A 24,337-nucleotide genomic window follows, 5' to 3' on the forward strand; every position below is an offset into this window, starting at 1 on the left:
ATGCCCGCACTGCGCACTGTCGTACTCGTCGCGGGCGCGGCCCTGCTCGCCAGGCGGGCGATGCGCCGCCGGATCGCGGCCTCTCCGCTGTGGCCGATGCCCGCGCTGGACGTGCCCGTCTCGGGCCGCGGCCGCGGGGCCACCGCCGCCCGCCGTGTCGTGGTCACCGAGCGCACCTCGCCGGCCGAAGGCGTCGTCCAACTGCGTCTGGAGGGCACGGACCTGCCGCGCTGGGAACCGGGCGCGCATCTCGACCTGGTGCTGCCTTCGGGCCTGGTGCGGCAGTACTCGCTGTGCGGCGATCCGGCCGAGACCGACACGTACACCGTGGCGACCCGGCTGATCGAGGACGGCCGGGGCGGCTCGCGCGAGGTGCACGAACAGCTGCACGAGGGCACGGAGATCGAGATCCGCGGTCCGCGCAACCGGTTCGCGCTGGCCGTCGCGCCCGCCTATGTCTTTGTCGCGGGCGGCATCGGCATCACACCCGTCCTGCCGATGGTGCGCGCGGCTGAGGCCGCGGGCGCGAACTGGCGGCTGCTGTACTGCGGGCGGTCGATCGCCTCGATGCCGTTCCTGGACGACATCGAGAAGCTCGGCGGGGAGCGGGTCTCGGTCGTCGCCGAGGACGAGGCCGGCCTGCCGGACCTCTCGTTCCTCGCGGGCATCCCGCCGGAGACGGCCGTCTACTGCTGCGGCCCGGACGGGCTGATGGACGCCGTCGCCGCCGCGCTGCCGGACGGACCGGCGCTGCATCTGGAGCGGTTCACGGCCGCGGGCGCCCACGGCAGCGCGTTCGAGGTCGAATTGAGCCGTTCCGGCCGTACGGTGCAGGTCGCGTCCGACCAGTCGGTGCTCGCCGCGGTCCGCGCGGAAGTGCCGGATCTCTCGTACTCCTGTGAGCAGGGATTCTGCGGAACCTGCCAACAGCACGTCCTGGCGGGCGAGATCGACCACCGTGACGAACTCCTCACCGACGCCGAACGTACGGACTCCATGCTGATCTGCGTATCTCGCTGCCGGGGCGGAAGGCTCGTGCTGGACCTGTAGACGGCGCCCGTTAGGGTGTTCGCATGACGACCGGGGTACGCCGCAGGATGGGCGTCGATGAGCGCAGGCAGCAGCTGATCGGCGTGGCGCTCGAGCTGTTCAGCTCCCGCTCCCCCGACGATGTCTCGATCGACGAGATAGCCGCCGCCGCGGGCATCTCGCGGCCGCTCGTCTATCACTACTTCCCCGGCAAGCAGAGCCTGTACGAGGCCGCGCTGCGCCGGGCCGCCGACGAACTGGCCGGCAGGTTCCACGAGCCGCCGGAAGGGCCGCTCGGCGCACGGCTGCTGCGGGTCATGGGCCGGTTCTTCGACTTCGTGGAGGAGCACGGCCCGGGCTTCTCGGCACTGATGCGCGGCGGTCCCGCAGTCGGCTCGTCGACGACGAACGCGATGATCGACGAGGTGCGGCAGGCGGCGTACGAGCAGATCCTGGCGCATCTGGGGATCGAGGCTCCGTCGCCGCGGCTGCGGCTGGTCGTGCGGTCCTGGGTGTCGCTCGCCGAGTCGACCGCGCTGATCTGGCTGGACGGGCGCGGGATTCCGCGCGGTGAGCTGGAGTTGCAGCTGGTGCACGACTTCGCGGCGCTGACCGCGGTGAGTGCCGCGTACGACGAGGAGATGGCGGGCCTGCTGGTGCGCATTCTCGAGGACGAGCCGGCCGACGGGCCGTTCGGCGATCTCGTCGGCCGGCTGATGTCGATCGCGCCCGCGCTGGACCGGGTGCCCGCTCAGCGCCTGAGGTAGGACGGCTCCAGGTCCCGCACCTCGGCGGAGAGCACCGGTTCGACGCCCGCCTTGAGGTGGTCGGCCAGCAGGTCCAGGACGGCCTCCGACAACTGTGCCTTGAGCTCGGGTTCGCGGCCGGGCAGCAGCGCGATCCCGATGTGGATGACGGCGTCGTCCGGCGTGCCGCCGGCGACAACGGTCTCGTCGACGCGGCGGAAGCGGGTCTTGCAGGCGGAGAGCCTGGTGTCGACCGTCTCGGCGATCAGCGGGTGCAGGGCGAGCGCGAAGCTCCGGCGGTCGAAGGCGGATTCCAGGTTCTCGGAGTAGTCGACGGTGATCTGCGGCATCGGGCGCTCCAGCACGTGATCGGGCGGTGGTCGTCCCCACCCTTACGCACGGGTCAGCTGAAGCGCCAGCAGGGCCACGTCGTCCTCGCGGGTGCCAAAGCACTCCAGCAGGGTGTCGCAGAGCGGTGAGACGCCCGGTGGGGCTTGGGCCGCGGCGTGGCGGAGGCGTTCGAGGGAGACCGTGATGTCCGTCCCGCGGGTTTCGATGAGACCGTCCGTGACCAGCAACAGCCGGTCTCCGGGCGCCAGTTGGGCCTGCGTCGGGCCTGGCCGGTCCAGGCCGAGGCCCAGCAGAGGGCCCGAGGTCTGGACGTAGGACGCGCCGGATTCGGCGGAGACGACCAGCGGGCGGATGTGGCCGGCGTTCGCGATCCGCAGGCCGCCGCCTTCGGAGTCGATCAGGGCGAGGCAGACCGTGGCGGTGGCTTCCGGGTGGTAGCGCTGGAGCATCCGGTCCAGGCGGTGCAGCAGCACCGCCGGATCGCTCTCGTCGGTGGCGTAGGCGCGCAGCGCGTGCCGCAGTTCGACCATCACCGTCGCCGCGTCCAGGGAGTGGCCGACGACGTCGCCGACGCCGACGAGGATGCCGTGCGGGGTGGGCAGGGCCGCGTAGAAGTCGCCGCCGATCTCGGCCTGTGTGGAGGCGGGGACGTACCGGACGGCGATCTCGGCGCCGGGGATCCCGGGCAGCTGCTGCGGCAGGAAGCTGTGCTGGAGGGTGAGCGCGATATGGCGCTCCTCGGCCGAGGTGCGCAACGACTCGGCGGCCAGTGCCGTCGCGTGGGCGAGCTGGGTGAGCAGCAGCACGGCGTCCGGGTCGGTCCTGCGGCAGGCGGGTGTGACCAGGCAGACGGGCGGCTGATCGTCGCGGCTGCGGGCGAGCAGCAGCCGGGCGTCCCCGGCGAGGCCGCGCCGGAAGAAGCCGGTGGGCCACAGCGGTGCGGGTGCGACCAGGCTGTGTACGCCGGTGCGTGCGGACATCGCTCGGCGGAGCAGCCGCGCCGCGGCCGTACGGGCGCTGTCGTCGGGACAGGGGCCGTGTGGTCCCGTGCGCCCCACGTGCAGTTCGCCGCCGGCGTCGAGGGCGAGGGCGACAGCCGGTCCGCCGACGAGCCGGGCGGCCCCGGCGGTCGCGGCGTCGGCCAGCTCCTTCAGGGAGCGCGCGGTGTGCACCTCCATCGTCGCGGCGGCCAGCTGCGCCATCCGTTCGGCCTGCGCCTCGGCGTCGTGCCGGGAGCGGGCCCCGCGCAGCGCGGCGCGCATGACGGCCTGGATCTCCTCCGGCTCGACGGGGACCGTCAGATACGCCTCGGCCCCGGCGTCCAGGCCGCGGGTGCGGTCGTGCGGAGTGAGTGCTGTCGCGGAGAAGTGCACCACCGGCATGGTCGCGACGACGGGAAGCTGTTTCATGCGGCGGCACAGTTCGAAGCCGGTCATGTCGGGCAGCCCGACGTCGACCAGCGCGGCGTCCGGCAACGCACCGGCCTTGAGCCTCATGTCGAGCTCGACCAGTGCGTCGCCGGCGGTTGCGGCGGGGATCACCAGATGCCCCGCCCTGCGCAGAACCGCGCCCATGGCGTAACGGTTGGCATCGGTGTCGTCCACCACCAGCACGGTGGTGCCGTCCATTCGCCCACCGTAACGCCGCGGGGCTCACCTCCGTTCGAAGACGGCGACAGTGCGTCCCGGAACGGTGAAGGTTCCGGAACTGACTGCGTATGACGCCTGCTTGACAGTAGAGTCCGCCCCCGCCGATTGGACGGGGTGCAGCGCGTACGGACGGCCCGCGAGCGCCTCGGCGCGCTGGCTCGTCGTGTCCGGTGTCGCGTTGAAGACCACCACCAGGTCGCCGAGTGCCATGGTGATCACACCCGGAGTCTCCTCCTTGCCCGAGAGCGGGAAGGAGAGCGCGGACTGGACCTGGTCCGTGGAGCCGAGGCTGAACGCCTGCTCGGTGGTGCGGATGGTGAGCAGATCGCGGTAGGCGGCCGAGGTGCCGTCGATCTGCGGACAGCCGGCCGTGAGCGTCGGCGCGACGAGCAGCGGCTTGGCGTAGGACCACTTGGACTTGTTGTCGGCCGCGGGCGGCAGGCCGCGCCCGAAGCCGTTGCCGTCGCGGCAGTCCCAGTGGATCGCGTTGAACCAGTCGCCGCTGTCGTACGAGTTGCGGTCCAGCGACTTGGAACGCAGCAGGTCGGTACCCGCCTGCGAGAGCGCGGGCCCCTGGGACAGCGCCGCGGTCGCCATGGCCAGCACCTGCATCCTGGCCCGGTCGGCCGGTGAGGTGGCGGCCGGCAGCTTGAAGGCCAGCGCGTCGTAGAGGGATTCGTTGTCGTGGGCGTCCGCGTAGGCGAGCGCGTCGCCGGGAGCGGCCGCGTATCCGGCGGGTGAGCCGTTGTAGTCGACCTCGGAGCCCTTGACCGTCCGGCCTGCGGTGTCCGTGAAGGTGTAGGCGGCGAGATTGCCGCTGAGTCCGACCTTGATCAGGTCCTGGTAGTGCAGCAGCCGCGCCTTCTGTTCGGCCGGAGTGCCGTTCGAGTTCGAGGAGTTGGGGTCGGTGAACAGGCCCGACGCGAAGCCCTGCACGCCCGGGTCCTCGTCGAACGGTCCGCCGCCGCGCACCGCGTCGCGCGCCCGGTCCGAGAAGGTCGCGATGCCCGTCCCGGCCATGTTCTTCTGGGTTGCCTGCACGAAGCGGGCGTCGTCGGCGATCTCACCGAAGTTCCAGCCCTCGCCGTAGAGGATGATCCGCTTCCCGTCCACGCCGTCGCGCGCGGGCGTCAGCTCGTCGAGCGCCTTGCGGACGGCGAGGATGTTCGCCTTCGGATGGTGGCCCATCAGATCGAAGCGGAAGCCGTCGACCTTGTACTCCTTGGCCCAGGTGACGATCGAGTCGACGACCAGCTTGCCCATCATCGCGTTCTCGGGCGCGGTGTTGGCGCAGCAGGTGGAGGTGGCCACGGTGCCGTCGGCGAGCAGTCGCTGGTAGTAGCCGGGCACGATCTTGTCGAGTACGGACTTGTCGGCCTGGCCGCTCGCCACGGTGTGGTTGTAGACGACGTCCATGACCGTGCGCAGGCCGGTGGCGTTCAGCGACTGGACCATCTGCCGGAACTCGACCGTGCGGCGGGTGCCTTCGGGGTCGGAGGCGTACGAGCCCTCCGGGACGGTGTAGTGCAGCGGGTCGTAGCCCCAGTTGTACGCGTCCTTCGCGGCGGCCTTCGCGATACAGGCCTGCTGCTCCTCGGAGTCGGGCGCATAGACCTTCAGGTCACAGTCGGGGACGGTCTGGTCGGACTTCTTCTCCGGGATGGTGCCGATGTCGAAGGCGGGCAACAGGTGCACGTAGGACGTCCCGGACGCGGCGAGCGCGCGCAGATGCTTCATTCCGGCCGACTCGCGGTCGGTGAAGGCGAGGAACTGGCCCGGATGCTTCGACGTCCGGTCGGCGACGGAGAAGTCGCGGACGTGCAGCTCCTGGATCTGCGCGTCCCGCAGCGGCACGGCCGCCGGCTTCTTCAGGGCCGACCAGCCCTTGGGCGCGAGCTTCGGGTCGGTGAGGTCGACGACGAGGCTGCGGGCCGAATCGGTGGTCAGGGCGGTGGAGTACGGGTCGGTGACCCGGTTGGTGACGATCTTCTGGACGCCGGGCGCCCAGACCTTCACGGCATAGCGGTACGGCTTGCCGCTCCAGCTCTTCGGTCCGGTGACCGACCAGACGCCGGACGTCTCGTCGCGCTTCATCGCGACGGATTTCCCGTCGAGTTCGAGGGCCACCTGCTGTGCGGTCGGGGCCCAGAGGGAGACGGTGGGACGCCCTTGGCGGAAGACCGGTCCTAGCTTCGCCGCGGTCGCGTCGTACAGATCGTCGAGGACACCCGGGATCTGGACGCCGGTGGCGGCGAGCAGCGCGCCGTTCGCGGCCCGCTGGGTGGCGATCAGCTGTCCGCGCAGGGATTCCCGTACCCGGTCGCGGTCACGCGGGTCGACGGTGAAGGCCGGATAGTCCTTCAAGTGCGGGTACTTGGCCTGCTGCGCCTCGGTCAGCGCGGACGGTGCCAGCCGCAGCCAGCGGCCCTCGTCGCTGAGCGCGCCGTCGACGACGGAGATGCCGCCGTTCTGTGCGTACACCAGCTGCTGGCTGGTGGCCTCGGTCGCCTTCACCTTCCAGACGACGGTGTTCCGGTCGATCCACTGGGCCTCGGCCTTGGCGAGATCGAGCGACGGGGCGCCGCCGGTCTGGGGCAGCAGGTACTTCGGCTGCCCGGCCAGCAGCCAGACCTCGTTGGCGTATGTCGCCAGGTCCAGTGACTGGTCGCTCGGCAGGTCCTTCTGGTCGCCCTTGTGGACGATATAGCTGAGCGAGGTGGCCCCGGCGGCGAGCGGTACCTCGAAGGTCACTCCGTACGCGTCCGAGCGGACGGGCTGGAGCGGCTTGGACCAGTCGGTGGGGTTGGCGGCGCCGGTCCAGGTGTGCAGTCCCCAGCCGTCGTAGTCGCCGTCCGGCCGGTGGTAGTGGAGCAGGGCCTTGGTCTTGTCCTGCGGCGGATACGCGCCGTCGGGCGCGGTGTCCGACTGGCCGTCCTTGCCCTGGGCGATCCAGACCTGGCCGGTGCGGGCGAGGTCGACGGTGCGCTGCGGGCCGTCGGCAGCGCCGTTCTTCTCGACGGTGTACGGGAGGTTCGTCGCGCCCTCGGCGAGCTTGACCCAGGCGAACGCGCCGTACGCGTCCCGCCCGGTGAAGGCGGCCTGCTGGTCGCCGGACTTGAGCTGCCAGCCGTCGTACTCGCCGTCCGGCCGCTGGTAGTGGACGACCGCGTAGTCCCGCTCGACCGCCACCGGCTTCTGGGTCGGCGGGGCCTGGCCGGCGGTCGTGTCGGCCCGGTCACTGGCGGTGCGGCCCGCGGTGTCCACCACAACTGCCTTGTAGCGGATGGGGGTTCCGGCGGCCACCTTGGCGTCGATGTGCTGGGTGACGCGGTACGGGGCGTGGTCGGCGGTGCCGAGGGTGTGCCATGTGCCGTTGCCGGTCTGGGCCGCGAAGACGACGCGGTTGAGGCCGCCGCCGTCGACGTCGGCGGTGATGTCGACGGTGCCGGTGGCTCCGGGAGCCGGGGCCTTGAGGGTGACGGTCGGCTCGGCGGCGGGCTGAGGCAGGGCCTTGGTGGCCTTCAGCACCAGCGACGACAGCGCGGGCACGGTGACGGTGATCTTCCCGTCGGCGGCCCGCACAGCACCCGAACCGCCGTAGAGAGTACGGAAGTCGGTGGAGTCCACGGCGAAGGTGACGGTCTTCGGGGTGGCGGCGTTGTTGGCGGCGACGACGTACTCGGTGCGTGCGCTCGCGTCCGTGCGGGAGAAGGCGTAGACGGAGTCCTTGGTGTACCGCTCCTGCTGGACGCCGTCGCGCAGCGCCGGGTTCTCGCGGGTCAGCTTCGAGAGCGCGGCGATGGACTTGTAGACGGGATGAGCCGGGTCGTACGCGTCGGAGGCGTGCGTGCGGTCGGTCCCGAGCTGGTCGTCGTCCAGGTACTCCGCGGTCTTGGAGGCGAAGAGGGTCTGGCGGGCGTCCTTGTCGCCGCCGGCGCCGGTGAAGCCCTGCTCGTCGCCGTAGTAGACGACCGGGTTGCCGCGGCTCAGGAACATCAGCTCGTTGGCGAGCCGCGCCCTGCTGAGCAGTTCGGTGTCGTCGGCGTTCGGGTTGTCCTGCTTGAGGAAGGTGCCGATGCGGCCCATGTCGTGGTTGCCGAGGAAGGTCACCTGCTCATAGGCGTTGGCCTTGTCGGTGGTGTAGCGGTAGTCGTCGGCGAAGACCTTGGCGAGCCGGTCGGCGGACGCGCCCTGCGAGGCGTAGGCGCGGGCCGCGTCCTGGAAGGGGAAGTCGAGGGTGGAGTCGAGGCGTCCACGGGTGACGTACGGGGAGGTGATGGCGGTGTCCGCGGAGAACACCTCGCCGAACATGAAGAAGTCCGGCCGGCCCTGCTTCTTCGCGTAGTCGTCCAGAGCGGTCGCCCACTGCGTCCAGAAGTCCAGGTCGACGTGTTTGACGGTGTCGATGCGGAATCCGTCGATGTCGAAGTCGCGGACCCACTTCTGGTAGATCCGCTCCATCCCGTCGACGACCTCGGGCCGCTCGGTCCACAGATCGTCGAGCCCGGAGAAGTCGCCGTACTCGGAGCTTTCGCCGGCGAAGGTGGAGTCGCCGCGGTTGTGGTACATGGTGGAGTCGTTGAGCCAGCCGGGCACCTTCGTGCCGGTGGCCTTCGGGGTGTACGGGAACGAGTCCGCGTCGACCTTCGGGACCCCCGCCCGGTCGTCGAAGGGCCGGCCGGTCGCGTCCAGATACGGATGGGCGCCCTTGGGCCGGTAGCCGTACTTCTTCTCGGCGTAGTCGACGGTGTCGGCGGTGTGGTTGGTGATGACGTCGAAGAAGACCTTCATTCCCTTGGAATGGGCCTTGTCGATCAGGGTCTCCAGGTCCTTGTTGGTCCCGAAGTGCGGGTCGACCTGGGTGAAGTCGGTGATCCAGTACCCGTGGTACCCCGCCGACGCGTCCTTGCCCTCGCCCTGCACCGGCCGGTTCTTGAAGATCGGCGCAAGCCAGATGGCGGTGGTGCCGAGGCCCTTGATGTACTCGAGCCGCTTCGTCAGCCCCTTGAGGTCGCCGCCCTGGTAGAACCCCTTGTCGGCGGGGTCGTAACCGGTCTCCAGCCTCGAACCGGTCAGTCCGCCACGGTCGTTGGCGGTGTCGCCGTTGGCGAACCGGTCGGGCAGGACGAAGTAGAACTGCTCGCGGGTGAGGTCGTGCCGCGCGGGCTGCGCGGCGAGCGCGCGGTCGGACGGGGGCGGGGGCGGCGCTTTCGCCGTCGCGACGGCGGCGGACCCGGGTATGACCGCGGCGAACAGCGCGGCCGCGACGGCGACGGCTGCGCCGCGGGAGGTGATGGTGACCACCGGGTGGTGCTCCTTCTGGTTTGTGGGCAGTCGTTCCGCGGGGCGGAACGTGGGCACAACCCCGGGGGCCCGCGCTCGGTGGCGCGGGCACCCCGGGGGCCCGGGACTAACAGGTGCGTGCGCCCGTGTGCAGGGCAAGTGCCGTGTTCGCGCCGAGCGTGGCCGTGAACTGGCCCGACGAGTTCACCGTGACGGTGCGATTCGCCTGCACGTCGCAGTAGTTACCGGCGGACAGCGAGGTCTGGTACGTCCGCGTCAGCGACGACGACTCGTGGTTGATCGCCACAAAGCCCCGGTCGCCCCGCCCGAAGGCGATCGCGTCGCCGCCGTTGTCCCACCAGTTGGTGACCGACTGGCCCCGGGACACGTTCCGGAACGCCACCATCCGCTGGATCTCCGGCCAGGCGTGCTGGCACTTCCAGCCGTCCTGCCAGCACGCGTTGACCGTCCCGCCGTTCGGCGGCCCGGCGTCGCGGTCCGACCACTCGTACCCGGAGTGGACGTCCGGCGCGCCGTACGGCCACGCCAGCATGAACACGTTCGCCAGCGTGTAGTTCGCGCCGTCCTTGTAGTTCAGCGTGTCGCCGCCGCGCTCCGTGTCGTGGTTGTCCACGAAGACCGCGGACTTGCCGGACTCCATGTACCCCCACCCCTCGCCGTAGTTCTTCAGATACGCGAGGTTCTCGTTGTTGAAGACCCGCTTCAGGTCCCGCGCGTACCGGAATTCCTGTACGTCGCCCGAGCCGAGGTACTCGCTCGGTGAGACTGCCTCCCCGGCCCCGAAAATCGCCTCCTGCTTCCAGTAGACGGAAGGGTTCGACAGACGCGACTTGATGTTCGCGAGGTCGGACGCCGGCATGTGCTTGGCCGCGTCGATGCGGAAGCCGTCGACGCCGAGCGAGAGCAGGTCGTTCAGATACGCGGCGATACGGCCGCGGACGTAGTCCTCGCCCGTGTCCAGGTCCGCGAGCCCGACGAGCTCGCAGTTCTGGACGTTGCCGCGGTCCTGGTAGTTGCTGATGTGCGAGCGGCAGTCGTCCATGTCCGCGCCGGAGTAGATGCCGGGGTAGGTGTACTTCGTATACGACGAGCCCCCGGTGCCCGTGCCGTCCGCGGCCGCCATGTGGTTGATCACCGAGTCGGCGACGACCTTGACGCCCGCCGCGTGACACGTGTTCACCATCGCAGCGAAGGAGGCCCGGTCGCCGAGCCGGCCGGCGATCTTGTAGCTGACGGGCTGGTACGAGGTCCACCACTGTCCGCCCTGGATGTGCTCCTGGGGCGGCGAGACCTGGACGAAGCCGTAACCGGCGGGGCCGAGCGTGTCCGTGCACGCCTTCGCCACCGAGTCGAAGCGCCACTCGAAGAGGACGGCGGTCACGTCCTTCACGCCGGGCGGTGCCGCCTGCGCGGCGCCCCAGGGCGCCGTGACGGCGACTGCCGCGCCCGCCGCGAGGGCGAGTGCGGCAGCCAGAGATCTGCTGGCCATATCTCCTCCTGCACAACGCTGTGCATGTGTGGGGGAAGTGCGGGTGACGGTGCAGCCTTCGCCGGCAACGCGCCATGCCCGTAAGGCCGTTGTGGTGCTGGGGATTCTTGCTGCAAGAAAGCAGAAAGTTATTGCGGTCGCGACCGTACGAGCCTCCCGGCCTCGGGTCAACCCTTTGGACACACCGGTGTCGCACCGCAGAAATCTTGCCGTTTCCTCACTGCAAGACCTTTCGCAAGTTTTGCAGTGGTGTTACTTTCAACGAAGACTCCGGGCCGGCCGGCCGAGGGTCCGGCACGCCGGGCCCACGCGCCCGGCCGGCCGGTCCGGTCACCGGATGTCTGGGAGGACACGGCCTACCGGCGCGCCTGCGCCGTCGTGCCGCGCACCACGAGTTCCGGCTGGAACACATACTCCGTGTTCTGTACGGGACTTCCCTGCAACTCCTCCAGCAGCGCGCCGACCGCCGCCGCGGCCATCGCCTTCACCGGCTGCCGCACCGTCGTCAGCGGCGGATCCGTGAAGGCCACCAGCTGCGAGTCGTCGAAGCCGACAACCGCGAGGTCGTACGGCACGTCGAGGCCGCGTTCCCGGGCCGCCCGGACCACGCCGAGCGCCATCATGTCGCTGCCGCAGACGATGGCCGTGCACTCCTTGTCGAGCAGCGCGCCGGCCGCCGCGTGGCCGCCTTCGAGGCTGAACAGCGAGCGCTGAACGAGCTGTTCGGCTGCCGATGGGGTGTAGCCGAGGATGCCGGTGAGCGCGTCGGTGAAGCCCTCGGCCTTGCGGCCGGCCGGTACGTACCGGACGGGCCCGATCGCGAGGCCGATCCGCTCGTGGCCGAGCTCTGCGAGATGGTGCACGGCCATCCGCATCGCGGCCCGGTCGTCGCAGGAGACGCAGGGCGCGTTGATGCGCTCGCTGTATCCGTTGATGAGGACGAACGGGATGCCGCGGTCCTCGAGTTCGGCGTACCGGCTGTGGTCGGCCGCGGTGTCGGAGTGCTGCCCGGACAGGAAGACGATGCCGTTGACGCCGCTCTCCTGGAGCTGTTCGACCAGCTCCTCCTCGGTCGCGCCGCCCGGCAGCTGGGTGCAGAGCACCGGGGTGTAGCCGTGCCCGGCCAGGACCTGCTCGACGGCCTGCGCGAAGGCGGGGAAGATCGGGTTGGTCAGCTCGGGCGTGAGCAGGCCGATGAGGCCGGCGCTGCGCTGCCGCAGCCGTACGGGCCGCTCGTATCCGAGCACGTCGAGCGCGGCGAGCACCCGCCGGCGGGTGCCGCTGGCCACCCCGGACTTGCCGTTGATGACCCGGCTCGCGGTGGCCTCGCTGACCGACGCCTGGGCCGCGATGTCCGCGAGCCGCGGGGCGGCGCCGGTCAGGACGGCGCCACCCCGCGAGATCTCGTTGCCGGACGGCCCACCTCGCGGCTCGCCCCGCGACGGGGGAATCGTCACACCGTCCACCACACCGTGCTGTCCGCGGGCAGTTCGGCCTCACCGCCGGCCGGCTCCACCGGGACGCTGGCCAGCAGAACACGGCCGTGCGCCGGGATCCGTACGGCTTGGCCCGTCGTGTTCACCGTGCAGACGAAGCCGCCGGCACGGCGGAAGGCGAGCACGCCTTCCGGGGCGTCCAGCCACTCGACCGCGTCGCCCGCGCCCAGTGCCGGGTGTGCGCGGCGCGCGGCGAGCGCGCGGCGGTACAGCTCCAGCGTCGATTCCGGGTCGCCGGTCTGCGCCTCGACGCTCAGCCCGCCCCACTCGGACGGCTGCGGCAGCCAGCTGCCGCCGGTGCCGAAGCCGTACGAAGAGCCCTCGACGGTCCACGGGATCGGCACCCGGCAGCCGTCGCGGAAGCCGTCCTGGCCCTCCGAGCGGCCGAACGCCGGGTCCTGGCGCACCTCGTCGGGCAGGTCGGTCACATCGGGAAGACCCAGTTCCTCGCCCTGGTAGACGTACGCGGAGCCGGGCAGCGCCAGCATCAGCAGGGTGGCGGCGCGGGCCCGGCGCAGGCCGAGTTCGCGGTCGCCGGCCTCGCGGATCTGGGTGCCGGCCGGCGGGTTCGCGAAGCGGGTGGCATGCCGGGTCACGTCGTGGTTGGAGAGCACCCAGGTGGCCGGGGCGCCGACGGGCCGCATGGCGTCGAGCGACACGTCGATGACGGCGCGCAGCTCGGCGGCGTCCCAGTGGGTGCCCAGATACTGGAAGTTGAAGGCCTGGTGCAGCTCGTCGGGGCGTACGTAGTTGGCGGTGCGCTCGACGGTCGGGGTCCAGGCCTCGGCCACCGCGATGCGCTCGCCCGGGTACTCGTCGAGGATGGTGCGCCAGGCGCGGTAGATCTCGTGGACGCCGTCCTGGTCGAAGAACGGCATGACATCGTTGCCCAGCAGCTTGAGCTGGTCGCCGGAGCCCAGATCGGGCAGGCCCTCGGCCTTGACCAGGCCGTGCGCGACGTCGATGCGGAAGCCGTCGACGCCCATGTCGAGCCAGAAACGCAGGATGGAGCGGAACTCGTCGGCGACGGCCGGGTGTTCCCAGTTGAAGTCGGGCTGCTCGGGCGCGAAGAGATGCAGATACCAGTCGCCCGGGGTGCCGTCCGGGTTCTGTATACGAGTCCAGGCGGAGCCGCCGAAGATGGACTCCCAGTCGTTGGGCGGGAGTTCGCCGTTCGTGCCCTTGCCGGGGCGGAAGTGGTAGCGCTCGCGCAGCGCGGATCCCGGGCCCTCGCGCAGCGCGCGCTGGAACCACTCGTGCTGGTCGGACGAGTGGTTGGGCACCAGGTCGACGATGATGCGCAGATCCAGCTCATGGGCCTCGCGGATCAGCGCGTCGGCGTCCAGCAGACCGCCGAACATCGGGTCGATGGCGCGGTAGTCGGCGACGTCGTAGCCGGCGTCCGCCTGCGGCGACGCGTAGAAGGGGCTGAGCCAGACGGCGTCGACGCCGAGATCCTTCAGATACGGCAGCCGGCTGCGGATGCCCGGAAGGTCGCCCATGCCGTCGCCGTTCCCGTCGGCGAAGCTGCGCGGATACACCTGGTAGATGACGGCGCTTCTCCACCAGTCACCGGAAGCGGTCCGGTCGGCGTGGTGCTGGGCGTCGGCCAGGTACTGGGTCATTCTCGATCCCTTGGAGGCTCGTTCGGGCAAGACCGGGGCACCCGGCCGGTTGTCGGGCCGGGTGCCCCGGTGCGTACACGTCAGGATTTGGCGGCACCGGCGGTGAGGCCGGTGACCAGGTGGCGCTGGACCAGGTAGAAGAACAGCGACGCGGGGATGGCGATGAGCACGGAGGTCGCGGCCATCAGGTCCCACTGGGTGTCGTGCTCGCTGATGAAGGTGGTCAGGCCGATGGCGAGGGTGTACTTGTCCTCGCTGAGCATGAACACCGACGCGTAGGCGACTTCGGCCCAGGCGGTGAGGAAGGTGTAGAAGGCGGCCACCGCGAGACCGGGCCGGGCGAGCGGCAGGATCAGCCGGTAGAAGGTGCCGAAGGGGGTGAGGCCGTCGACGCGGCCGGCTTCGTCGATCTCGTGCGGGATGGTGTCGAAGTACCCCTTGAGCAGCCAGGCACAGTACGGGATGGCCGTGGTGCAGTACACCAGGATCAGCGCCCAGTAGGTGTCCAGCAGACCGAGGTTCGCCAGGATGTTGTAGAGCGGCACCATGAGGATGGCGACCGGGAACATCTGGGTGACCAGGAAGGTCCACATCAGCTGGCGGTGTCCGGGAAAGCGCATCCGGGAGACCGCGTAGCCGGAGCTGGCGGCGATGAAGACGCCGATGAAGCAGGTGCCGAGCGCGACGATCAGCGAGTTGGCGAACCACTGGAGGAACGACGTGTCGTTCAGGACCGCCGAGTAGTTCTCGAAGCTCATCTTGCCGGCGATGTCGCCCGGGTGGAGGAAGTCGGACTTGTCCGGGCCGAGCGAGATCCAGGCGATCCAGCCGACAGGGAAGGCGGCGATGAAGCTCGCGAAGATCAGCGCCGCGTGGACGAGTACGGAGGCGGCACGGCTGCGCTCGCCGCGCTTGAGCTGCCGCCTGCCCGTCGCGGGCTTGCGGGGCGGGGCGGCGGCGGCCGGTCCGCCGTCCGCGACCGGGACATCTGCGGTGGTGCTCATGGGGGTGGCTGCCCTCTCTTTCGTCATGGCTGGTTCCTTGTCCGCGGCGGCCGTCAGACGGCCTTCTCGTTGCGGGCCAGCCAGCGCCGGTAGAAGGAGGCGAAGACGATGAGCATCGACAGGATGATGACGCCGTACGCGGCGGAGCCCGCGTAGTCGCGCGGATCCTGTCCGAAGCCGAGGCGGTACGCCCAGGTCACGAGGATCTGTGCCTCGGTGCCCGAGGTGTTGCCGAACAGCAGGAAGATGACGACGAACTGGTTGAACGTCCAGATGACGCCGAGCAGGACGACCGTGGAGCTGACCGAGCGCAGGCCGGGCAGCGTCACAAAGCGGAAGCGCTGCCAGGGAGTCGCGCCGTCGACCTCGGCCGCTTCGTACAGCTCCTGCGGGATGGACTGCAGTCCGCCGAGCAGCGAGACCATCATGAAGGGCACGCCGACCCAGGTGTTGACCATGATGGCGGCGGTCTTCTGCCAGAAGGGCTCACTGAGCCAGGCCGGGGTGGGCAAGTGGGCCCATTCCAGCGTGGTGTTGAGGATGCCGCCGTCGTCGGCGAGGATCAGCCGCCACGCGAAGACGGTGACGAAGGTGGGCACCGCCCAGGGCAGGATCAGCACCATTCGGTAGAAGGTGCGGCCGCGCATCTTGCGGTTGAGCAGCAGGGCCAGGCTCATGCCGATGCTGTAGTGCAGGGCCACACAGACGATCGTCCAGACGATGGTCCAGGTGAAGTGGGGCCAGAACTGGTTGTCGGCCCCGGACAGGATCTCCCAGTAGTTGTCGAAGCCGACCCAGGAGAAGCTGTCGGGGATCTTGTTGACGCCGATGGTACGGCCGACATTGGTGGAGTCGGCGTCGGTCAGCGACAGATAGACGCCGCGGCACAGGGGGTAGAGCACCAGCACGCCGATGACCGCGACGACCGGGGCAACCATGGCCCAGGCGTACCAATTGCGGTTGTACGACTGCCTGATACGGCTGATCGGCCCGGGCTTTCGCGCAGGGCCACGCCGGGTCTTATCGCTTCCGCCCTCGACGGCGACGGTCATCTTCGACACCTTTACGACAGATTCTTAAGCGGGTGTGCGACGCAGTGGTGGGGGGGGGGGGGGGGGGGCGGGGCGCCGCCCCGGCGCGCGCCCCCCCCCCCCCCCCCCCACGGGCGGCAGCGTCAGGAGAAGTCCTTCAGCAGCTTCTTGTAAGACTCGGCCGTGGTGTCCAGGCCCTTCTTGGTGTCCACCTGACCGGAGAGGATCTTGGTCAGGTTGGTGCCGAGGTCGGCGAAGAGCGAGCTGTACTCGGGCAGTTCCGGCCGCGGCTGGGCCGAGCTCGCGAGGATCTGCTGGAACTCGGTGATGCCCGCGGTGGCCTTGACCTCAGCGGTGTAGGCGGAGGTGCGGGTCGGCAGGGTGCCGTTCTTCAGCGCGATCTTGGCCTGGGTGGCGCCGGAGGTCATGAAGCCGATGAACTTCTGGGCGGCTTCCTGCTTCGACTTGTCGGAGCCCGCGTACACGGAGAGGTTGTGGCCGCCGGTCGGGGCGCCGGCCTTGCCGGTGGAGCCGGCCGGGACGTTCGAGATGCCCAGGTTCGCCTTGTCCTTGAACGCGGCGCCCTTGTAGATGTTGGTCAGCTCCCAGGGACCCTGGAGGATCATCGCGACCTTGCCGTTGATGAACGCGTCCTGCATGTGTGCGTAGGAGTCCGCGGTCACGTCGAGCTTGGAGACACCGGGCGAGGAGAGCAGCGACTTGGTCTGCTCGACGGCCTTGACCGCCTCGGGCGAGTTGACGGTGATCTTCTTCGAGGCGGCGTCGACCATGTCGGTGCCCTCGCCGAAGAGGAACGGCAGCTCGAAGTAGGCGTCGGCGCGGAGCTGGAAGCCGTCGACCTTGGCCTTGTCCTTGACCGCCTTGGAGACCGCCTTGACCTCGTCCCAGGTGGCGGGGGCCTTGTCGAAGCCGGCCTTCTTAAGGATCTCCTTGTTCCACATCAGGCCGACGGAGTCGGTGACGAAGGGAGCGCCGTAGGTCTTGCCTTCGTACTGGGCCTGCTTCAGGAGCGAGGGAGTGATGTCCGCGGTGTCCTTGAGCGCGTCCGTGCCGTCGAGCGGGGCGAGGAACTGCGACTTGGCCCAGGAGGCGGTCCAGCCGACCTCGGCGCGGATGATGTCGGGAGCGCCCTTGCTGCCGGCCGCAGTCTGGAACTTGTTCTGCGCCTGGTCGAACGGGACGTTGACGTAGTTGACCTTGATGTCGGAGTTGGCCTTCTCGAACTCCGCGATCATCGCCTTGTAGGTCGGTGCCTCGTTCGTCGCGTTCGAGGTGTCCCACCAGGTCAGAGTGACCGGGCCGGCGGCCTTGTCGCCGCTGTCGTCCCCGCCGCACGCTGTCGCTGCCAGTGCCAGTGCCGCTACCAGCGCGGTGGCCGCTATGCCACGCCGCATGTGAACTCCTTCAGAGATGCCCGAGATGGCGGAGGCGACTGGCCCCCTGCCGACCGCTCCCTCGCGGCGCCGGGTTCGGCAGGAACGTAACAAGGACGAAAGAGAGTGGAAAGACCTTGCGGCAATTTTCTGCAAGAGCGGGGGATCGTTACATCCACGTGTCCTGACAGTTGCCAACGGATCGCTTGACGGCGGCTCTTTCTCCGGTTCCACGGCCTCCGGGGCGACCTGCAACACCTTTCGCAAGGTCTTGCACGGCTGTTATTTTGGTTCCCGGAGCACCGTCACCACCCGCCCGCACCCACGTTGACCTCGTTAGTTGTACGTCCCCCCGCCCCGGACCGTCCGAGAGGGACCCTCTATGACCCACGAGATGACCCGCCAGCTCGACTCCGCCGTCGGCCTTCCCGCCCCCGCGACAGCCGAGGCACCGCAGTCTGCAAGCTCTTCCACCGAGGGCCGGGACTGGTGGCGCGATGCCGTCATCTACCAGGTGTACGTGCGGTCCTTCGCCGACAGCAACGGCGACGGCATCGGCGATCTGCGCGGCGCCACCCGGCGCCTGCCGCATCTGGCGGAGCTCGGCATCGACGCCGTCTGGCTCACGCCCTTCTACGCGTCTCCGCAGGCCGACGGCGGCTACGACGTCGCCGACTACCGGGCCGTCGACCCTCTCTTCGGAGACCTCCCCGACGCGGACGATCTTGTACGCACCGCCCATGAGCTGGGCCTGCGAGTGATCGTCGACATCGTGCCCAACCACACCTCGGACCGGCATCCGTGGTTCCAGGCGGCGCTCGCGGACCAGGACAGGGGTGTGGCCCGCGAGCGCTATCACTTCCGGCCGGGCAAAGGCCCGGACGGCGCGCTGCCGCCCAACGACTGGGAGTCGGTCTTCGGCGGCCCCGCCTGGACCCGCACCCCGGACGGCGCGTGGTACCTGCATCTCTTCGCGCCCGAGCAGCCCGACCTCAACTGGGACAACCAGGAGGTGCACGACGAGTTCGCGTCCGTGCTGCGCTTCTGGCTGGACCTCGGCGTGGACGGTTTCCGCATCGACGTCGCCCACGGCATGGTCAAGGCGGCCGGACTGCCGGACATCGGCCACAAGGAACAGGCCAAGCTGATCGGCTCGCAGACCCTGCCCTTCTTCGACCAGGACGGCGTCCACGAGATCCACCGCGCCTGGCGCCGGCTCCTGGACTCCTACCCGGGCGACCGGATCGGCGTCGCCGAGGCCTGGGCGCCCAGCCCGGACCGGCTCGCGCTGTACGTGCGCCCCGACGAGCTGCACCAGGCCTTCAACTTCCAGTTCCTGCGGTGCCCGTGGGACGCGGCCGCGATGCGCGACGTGATCGACGAGTCACTCGCCGCCACCGCGTCCGTCGGAGCCCCGACGACCTGGGTGCTCTCCAACCACGACGTGGTCCGCCACCCCACCCGCTACGGCGGCGGACAGCAGGGCCTGCGCCGGGCCCGTGCCGCCGCGCTGCTGATGCTGGCGCTGCCCGGCTCCGCGTACGTCTACCAGGGCGAGGAGCTCGGACTGCCCGAGGTCACCGACCTGCCCGACGAGGCACGCCAGGACCCCGCCTTCTTCCGCGCGGCCGGCCAGGACGGCTTCCGCGACGGCTGCCGGGTGCCGATCCCGTGGACCGCCGAGGGCTCTTCGTACGGCTTCGGCACCGGCGGCAGCTGGCTGCCGCAGCCGCCCGCCTGGGCCGGGCTGAGCGTCGAGGCGCAGACCGGCGACCCGTACTCCACGCTGGAGCTCTACCGCTCCGCACTGGCCCTGCGGCGCGAGCTCCCGTCCGGCCCGATGCGCTGGCTGCCGGGCCCCGAAGGGCTGCTCGCGCTGTCCCGTCCGGGCCTGATCTGCACCCTCAACACCACCGGATCCATGATCGAACTCCCGCTGCCAGGACGTCTGGTGCTCTCCTCCGAGCCGCTTGAGGCCCCGGCAGACACGGTCCGTATTCCGGCCGATTCCTGCGCGTGGTGGGCAATCTGACATGCGACCGGTACAGTCCAATCCCGTGACCGCACGGCTTGCCGACATCGCAGCCCAGGCGGGGGTCAGCGAAGCCACAGTCAGCCGCGTGCTCAACGGCAAGCCCGGTGTGGCCGCCGCCACCCGCGAATCCGTACTCGCCGCGCTCGACGTGCTCGGATACGAGCGCCCCGTGCGCCTGCGGCAGCGCAGCGCGGGCCTGGTCGGCCTGATAACCCCGGAGCTCGACAACCCGATCTTCCCGGCGCTCGCCCAGGTCATCGGCCAGGCGCTGACCCGGCAGGGATACACCCCGGTGCTGGCCACCCAGACACCCGGCGGCTCCACCGAGGACGAGCTCACCGAGATGCTGGTGGACCGCGGGGTCTCCGGCATCATCTTCGTCTCGGGCCTGCACGCCGACACCACCGCCGACATGCAGCGTTACGACCAGCTGCGCGGCCAGGGCGTCCCGTACGTCCTCCTCGGCGGCTTCTCCTCCAAGGTCAAGGCCCCCTTCGTCTCCCCGGACGACCGGGCGGCGATGCATCTCGCGGTGACCCATCTCGCCTCGCTCGGTCACACCCGGATCGGCCTCGCGGTCGGCCCCAAGCGGTTCGTTCCCGTGCTGCGCAAGATCGAGGGCTTCCAGCAGGCCATGGAGGCCCAACTCGGCCTCCCCGCCGAGGAGTCCGAAGAGCTGATCCAGCACTCGCTCTACACCCTCGAAGGCGGCCAGGCCGCGGCCACCGCGCTGATCGGTGTCGGCTGCACGGCCGTCGTGTGCGCCAGCGACATGATGGCGCTCGGCGCGATCCGGGCGGCCCGCGGTCTCGGCCTGAGGGTGCCGCGCGACATGTCGGTGGTGGGCTTCGACGATTCGCCGCTCATAGCGTTCACGGACCCGCCGCTGACGACCATCCGGCAGCCGGTGCAGGCCATGGGCCAGGCGGCCGTCCGGACCCTGCTGGAAGAGATCGGCGGGACCCCCGCGCCGCACAGCGAATTTGTGTTCATGCCGGAGCTGGTCGTACGGGGCTCGACCGCCTCGGGACCCGTACAGCGACCCCCGCAGGGATCCGGGGCAGGAGCTAGTCCATAAGGTGGAGAGGGTGCGCCCCGAACCAGACCGAGGGATGATCAGGGTGGGACGCGAATCTGGCAGACTCTCTCCCCATGGGTGAAGCGACCGTGAAGACACTGGAAGGCCGGACGGCCACCACCCCGCCACCCATCGTGGACGAGGAGCGCCCGGCACCGAAGCCTGCCGTGCTCGGCAGGATCCGGTCGCCGCGCCGTCCACGTCTGTGGTTCGAGATCCTGCTGATCGCGGTCAGTTACTACACGTATTCACTCATCCGCAATGCGGTACCGGAGCAGCGATCGGCCGCGCTGAGCAACGCCGACTGGATCTGGGACATCGAGCGGTCGATGGGCCTGGCCTTCGAGCACTCGGTCAACCACACCGTGAACTCGGTGACATGGCTGATCGTGTCCATGAACTACTACTACGCGACGCTGCACTTCATCGTGACGATCGGCGTGCTGGTCTGGCTCTACCGATGGCATCCGGGCCGTTACGCCGCGGCGCGTCTGGTGCTGTTCTCAACCACGGCTGTGGCCCTGGTCGGTTACTACCTGTATCCGCTCGCTCCCCCACGGCTGATGCCCGGCCAGAACTTCATCGACACGGTCCTGGTCCATCACACCTGGGGCTCGATGGCCTCCGGCAACCTGAAGAACATGTCGAACCAGTACGCGGCGATGCCGTCGATGCACATCGGCTGGTCGCTGTGGTGCGGCCTGATCATTTTCGCGCTGGCGGCCACGCCGTGGGCGAAGATCCTGGGCCTGCTGTACCCGGTGGCGACGCTCGTCGTGATCGTCGCGACGGCGAACCACTACTGGCTGGACGCGGTCGGCGGCATGCTCTGCCTGGCCTTCGGCTTCGCGCTCTCCTACGCCTGGTACCGGGCGACGCCGCACCGGCTGCCGCAGCGGGTGGAACGGCCGGACGAAGAGGTGCGGCTGCTGCCGCGGTTCAGCGCGGCCCGGTTGGCGGCCAGGGCGCGGCGCTAGCCGGCTCACGCCCCGTAGAACAGCACCTCCACCACCGCCCGTGCCCGGCGGGTGATCCGGCGGTAGTCGTCCAGCATGTCCCCGACGTGGCCCGGCCCGTATCCCAGGTAGCGGCCGACCGCCGCCAGTTCGCGGCCGTCGGAGGGGAAGGTGTCGCCGGGGCGGCCGCGTACCAGCATCACGCCGTTGCGGACGCGGGTCGCGAGGATCCATGCCTCGTCCAGGATCTGGGCGTCCTCCGTCGTGAGCAGGCCCGCCGCATGGGCCGCGGCCAGAGCCTCGCGGGTGCGGGTCGTCCGCAGGCCCGGCTCGGCCCAGCCGTGGCGCATCTGAATCAGCTGGACCGTCCACTCGACGTCGCTCAGACCGCCGCGGCCCAGCTTCGTGTGGAGCGTGGGGTCCGCGCCGCGCGGAAGGCGTTCGGTTTCCATCCGGGCCTTGAGGCGGCGGATCTCGCGGATCGCGTCCTCGCCGAGGCCTTCCGCCGGGTAGCGCAGCGGGTCGATCAGCTCGATGAACCGGCGGCCGAGATCCGCGTCGCCCGCCATCGACTCCGCCCGCAGCAGCGCCTGCGCCTCCCACACCAGTGACCAGCGGCGGTAGTACGCCTCGTAGGAGGCGAGCGTACGGACCATCGGGCCGCTCTTGCCCTCCGGCCGCAGATCCGCGTCGATCAGCAACGGCGGGTCCGCCGTGGGCAGTTGGAGCAGCCGGCGCATCTCGGCGACGACCGTGTTCGCCGCCCTCGCCGCCTCCTGCTCGTCCACGCCCTCGCGCGGTTCGTGGACGAGGAGGACATCCGCGTCGGAGCCGTAGCTCAGCTCGCGCCCGCCGAAGCGCCCCATCCCGATCACCGCGAAGCGCGTCGGCAGCGTGTCGCCCCACTGCGCGCGCACGACCGCCCGCAGCGCGCCGGACAGCGTCGCCGCGTTCAGGTCGGTGACCGCGTTGCCGACCTGGTTCACCAGCGCGCCGGTGTCCGGCTCGGCGGGGCTCTCCTCGGTGCCGTACGAGCCGATGAGATCCGCCGCGGTGGTACGGAACAGTTCCCGGCGGCGTACGCCACGGGCCGCCGCGACCGCGCCCTCCGCCGTCTCCGCGCGGCCGACCGCCGCCAGTATTTCCTGCTCCAGATGGTCCCGGCCGCGCGGCTTCAGCCCCTCCGGGTCGCCCAGGATGGCCACCGCCTCGGGCGCCCGCAGCAGCAGGTCGGGCGCGAGGCGGCCGGCGGACAGGACCCGCGCCAGGTTCTCCGCGGCCGCGCCCTCGTCGCGCAGCAGCCGCAGATACCAGGGCGTCTTGCCGAGCGCGTCGGACACCTTGCGGAAGCCCAGCAGTCCGGCGTCCGGGTCGGCCGAGTCCGCGAACCAGCCGAGCAGCACCGGCAGCAGGGTGCGCTGGATCGCCGCCTTGCGGGTGACTCCGGAGGACAGGGCCTCCAGATGCCGGAGCGCGGCGGCGGGATCGGCGTATCCGAGCGCCTCGAGCCGCTGGCCCGCGGCCTTCGGGCTGAGCCGGGTCTCGCCGGGCGTGAGCTGCGCGACGGCGTCCAGCAGCGGCCGGTAGAAGATCTTCTCGTGCAGCCGGCGGACGACGGACGCGTGCCGCCGCCACTCCCTGTTGAGCTCGGCGACGGGGTCCGTACGCAGCCCGAGCGAGCGCCCGAGCCGGCGCAGGTCGGCCTCCTGCTCGGGCACCAGATGCGTACGCCGCAGCCGGTAGAGCTGGATGCGGTGCTCCATCGCGCGCAGGAAGCGGTACGCGTCGTCCAGCTGCGCGGCGTCCACCCGGCCGACATAGCCGCCGGCGGCCAGCGCCTGCAGGGCCTCCAGTGTGCTGCCGCTGTGCAGCGTGGCGTCGCTGCGTCCGTGCACCAGCTGCAGCAGCTGTACGGCGAACTCGACGTCCCGCAGGCCGCCGGGTCCGAGCTTGAGCTCGCGCTCGACCTCGGCGACGGGGATGTTGTCGACGACGCGGCGGCGCATTTTCTGCACGTCGGTGACGAAGTTCTCGCGCTCGGCGGCCTGCCACACGAGCGGCGAGACGGCCTCGATGTACTCCTCGCCGAGCGCGGGGTCCCCGGCGACCGCGCGGGCCTTCAGCAGCGCCTGGAACTCCCAGGTCTTGGCCCAGCGCTGGTAGTAGGCGAGATGGCTGGAGAGCGTGCGTACCAGCGGGCCGTTGCGTCCCTCGGGCCGCAGATTGGCGTCCACCGGCCAGATGGTGCCCTCGACCGTCGTCTCGGAGCAGATCCGCATGAGGTGCGAAGCGAGGCGGGTCGCGGCCTGAATGGCCTTGCCTTCGTCGGCCGTGTCCGTGGGCTCACCGACGAAGATGACGTCCACGTCGGAGACGTAGTTCAGCTCGTGGCCGCCGCACTTGCCCATCGCGATGACCGCGAGCCGGCACAGGGCCGCGTCGTCGGGCGCGGCGGTGCGGGCGATGGCGAGCGCGGCGCGCAGCGTGGCGGTGGCCAGGTCGGCCAGTTCGGCGGCGGTCTGCGCGACGTCGATGGTGCCGCAGACGTCCCGGGCGGCTATCGCGAGCAGACAGCGCCGATAGGCGATCCGCAGCGAGACGGGGTCGGTCGCGTCGGCGAGCCCGCGCTCGAACTCCTCGACGCCCGGGTGCAGATCCACGGCCTCGTACGTGACGAGGGCCTGCCAGTCGATCGGGTGCCGGGCCAGATGGTCCCCGAGCGCCTCGGACGCGCCGAGCACCCCGAGCAGCCGGTCACGCAGCGGTTTCGCGGTGATCACGGTGTCGAGGAGCACATGGCGGGAGGCGGGTTCCTGGGCCTCCACGAGACGTACGAAGGACCGGAGCGCGAGGTCGGGGTCGGCGACGGCGCCGAGGGCGTCGAGGAGGACGGAGTCGGAACGTACGGACGCCATCTCGGGAAGGTTGATCAGCCGTTCGGCGGCGGCGGGATCGGTGAAGCCGTGCCGCAGCAGTCGAGTGAAGGTACTGCTTCTGCGTCCCGGCACCGACACCGACATTCCGCGGTCTCCCCTCGTCTGCCTGCGATCAAGGTCCTTGTTCGAGCGTAGCCGGAGGGGCGCGAAGAGGACCCGCGCGGTCGGCGACCTTGGCGGGGACCGATGAGTACGGGAGGGCCCGGCGGTCAAC

Annotated in this window: 14 protein-coding genes and 1 pseudogene; 5 read left to right on the forward strand and 10 right to left on the reverse strand. The window is 70.2% G+C overall.

What is annotated here, in order from left to right; all coding sequences use genetic code 11:
- Positions 1 to 1,050: a PDR/VanB family oxidoreductase gene (locus tag ACH4YL_RS32010; protein WP_398510986.1), complete on the forward strand. Its 1,050-nt coding sequence runs from the start codon at positions 1 to 3 to the stop codon at positions 1,048 to 1,050.
- Between the two features lie 23 nt (positions 1,051 to 1,073).
- Entirely contained in the window at positions 1,074 to 1,796 is a 723-nt protein-coding gene (locus ACH4YL_RS32015) for a TetR/AcrR family transcriptional regulator (RefSeq protein ID WP_398510987.1), read from the forward strand.
- Here the strand turns inward: ACH4YL_RS32015 and ACH4YL_RS32020 are convergent.
- From ACH4YL_RS32020 to ACH4YL_RS32060, 9 genes and pseudogenes are all read right to left on the reverse strand, one after another.
- A complete protein-coding gene (locus tag ACH4YL_RS32020; protein WP_398510988.1) occupies positions 1,781 to 2,125 on the reverse strand; it encodes a 5-carboxymethyl-2-hydroxymuconate Delta-isomerase in 345 nt (114 codons plus the stop codon). The genes ACH4YL_RS32015 and ACH4YL_RS32020 overlap by 16 nt on opposite strands.
- Positions 2,126 to 2,167: 42 nt before the next feature.
- Positions 2,168 to 3,754 (reverse strand): SpoIIE family protein phosphatase, encoded by a 1,587-nt coding sequence (locus tag ACH4YL_RS32025; RefSeq protein ID WP_398510989.1) that lies wholly within the window; start codon positions 3,752 to 3,754, stop codon positions 2,168 to 2,170.
- A gap of 24 nt (positions 3,755 to 3,778) precedes the next feature.
- Entirely contained in the window at positions 3,779 to 9,079 is a 5,301-nt protein-coding gene (pulA, locus tag ACH4YL_RS32030) for a pullulanase-type alpha-1,6-glucosidase (RefSeq protein WP_398510990.1), read from the reverse strand.
- 109 nt (positions 9,080 to 9,188) lie between these two features.
- Positions 9,189 to 10,568: pseudogene (locus ACH4YL_RS32035) on the reverse strand (alpha-amylase family protein); the annotation flags it as partial.
- A 356-nt stretch (positions 10,569 to 10,924) separates the two neighbouring features.
- Positions 10,925 to 12,037 carry a LacI family DNA-binding transcriptional regulator gene (locus tag ACH4YL_RS32040; RefSeq protein WP_398510991.1) on the reverse strand — a complete coding sequence of 371 codons (1,113 nt, stop codon included), beginning with the start codon at positions 12,035 to 12,037 and terminating at the stop codon, positions 10,925 to 10,927.
- Positions 12,022 to 13,689, reverse strand: coding sequence for a glycoside hydrolase family 13 protein (locus tag ACH4YL_RS32045; protein WP_398510992.1), 1,668 nt, complete (start codon positions 13,687 to 13,689; stop codon positions 12,022 to 12,024). Before ACH4YL_RS32045 ends, ACH4YL_RS32040 begins: the two co-directional genes overlap by 16 nt.
- An 80-nt stretch (positions 13,690 to 13,769) precedes the next feature.
- The gene (locus tag ACH4YL_RS32050) at positions 13,770 to 14,693 is read right to left on the reverse strand and encodes a sugar ABC transporter permease (protein WP_398510993.1); all 924 of its coding nucleotides are present in this window, start codon (positions 14,691 to 14,693) and stop codon (positions 13,770 to 13,772) included.
- A gap of 53 nt (positions 14,694 to 14,746) precedes the next feature.
- Positions 14,747 to 15,745 carry a carbohydrate ABC transporter permease gene (locus ACH4YL_RS32055; RefSeq protein WP_398510994.1) on the reverse strand — a complete coding sequence of 333 codons (999 nt, stop codon included), beginning with the start codon at positions 15,743 to 15,745 and terminating at the stop codon, positions 14,747 to 14,749.
- Between the two features lie 122 nt (positions 15,746 to 15,867).
- A complete protein-coding gene (locus tag ACH4YL_RS32060; protein ID WP_398510995.1) occupies positions 15,868 to 17,139 on the reverse strand; it encodes an extracellular solute-binding protein in 1,272 nt (423 codons plus the stop codon).
- 361 nt (positions 17,140 to 17,500) lie between these two features.
- Here ACH4YL_RS32060 and ACH4YL_RS32065 point away from each other — a divergent pair, with 361 nt between their 5' ends.
- From ACH4YL_RS32065 to ACH4YL_RS32075, 3 genes are all read left to right on the forward strand, one after another.
- Positions 17,501 to 19,150, forward strand: a complete 1,650-nt coding sequence (locus ACH4YL_RS32065) for a glycoside hydrolase family 13 protein (RefSeq protein WP_398510996.1) — start codon at positions 17,501 to 17,503, stop codon at positions 19,148 to 19,150.
- 25 nt (positions 19,151 to 19,175) lie between these two features.
- A complete protein-coding gene (locus tag ACH4YL_RS32070) occupies positions 19,176 to 20,231 on the forward strand; it encodes a LacI family DNA-binding transcriptional regulator (RefSeq protein WP_398510997.1) in 1,056 nt (351 codons plus the stop codon).
- 74 nt (positions 20,232 to 20,305) lie between these two features.
- The gene (locus tag ACH4YL_RS32075) at positions 20,306 to 21,208 is read left to right on the forward strand and encodes a phosphatase PAP2 family protein (RefSeq protein ID WP_398510998.1); all 903 of its coding nucleotides are present in this window, start codon (positions 20,306 to 20,308) and stop codon (positions 21,206 to 21,208) included.
- 5 nt (positions 21,209 to 21,213) lie between these two features.
- Here the strand turns inward: ACH4YL_RS32075 and ACH4YL_RS32080 are convergent, their stop codons facing one another.
- Positions 21,214 to 24,207: a bifunctional [glutamine synthetase] adenylyltransferase/[glutamine synthetase]-adenylyl-L-tyrosine phosphorylase gene (locus tag ACH4YL_RS32080; protein WP_398510999.1), complete on the reverse strand. Its 2,994-nt coding sequence runs from the start codon at positions 24,205 to 24,207 to the stop codon at positions 21,214 to 21,216.
- Positions 24,208 to 24,337: the final 130 nt, after the last annotated feature.

Origin of the sequence: Streptomyces sp. NPDC020681 (assembly GCF_044334895.1) — a bacterium.
GTDB lineage: Bacteria > Actinomycetota > Actinomycetes > Streptomycetales > Streptomycetaceae > Streptomyces.